Raw genomic sequence first — 491 nt, forward strand, 5'->3', positions numbered from 1 at the left:
CGAACTCGGCCGTGAAAACCCCCAGCGCCCATGATACTGTGCCTCAAGGCACGGGAAAGTCGGTCGCCGCCAGGTCTTCAAACACACGCAACAAACCAATCGCCGGCAAAAACCCGCAACAACTCACGCCAGCCAAAACACACCACATATTCCTTCGCTGCCACGGCACCCAAAGCCACGCAGCCAACGCGGGGTGGAGCAGCCCGGTAGCTCGTCAGGCTCATAACCTGAAGGTCACAGGTTCAAATCCTGTCCCCGCAACCAAACTCACATATACCAAACCGTCTCAGGAAACCCCGAGGCGGTTTTTTTGTGCCTTTTTTCTGGGGCTTACGCCCGAGTCGCGGGGCGCCAAATCCGCTCACCGGATCCCGCGGAATGCCACTACGTCGTTTTGCATTTGGGGGTATTTTGGGGGGTAATTGACGTGACCCCCGTCTTTCATCCAGCAGCAACCAGAGACCGACCGTCGTTGTCGCGCAGGAGCGCGG

At 58.5% G+C, this 491-nt stretch carries 1 tRNA gene; it reads left to right on the top strand.

What is annotated here, in order from left to right:
- Window positions 1-187: 187 nt before the first annotated feature.
- Window positions 188-264, top strand: a tRNA-Met gene (locus tag AACY08_RS29025).
- Window positions 265-491: the final 227 nt, after the last annotated feature.

It is taken from the genome of Pseudomonas sp. EL_65y_Pfl1_R83 (assembly GCF_963970695.1).
Lineage (GTDB): Bacteria > Pseudomonadota > Gammaproteobacteria > Pseudomonadales > Pseudomonadaceae > Aquipseudomonas > Aquipseudomonas tritici.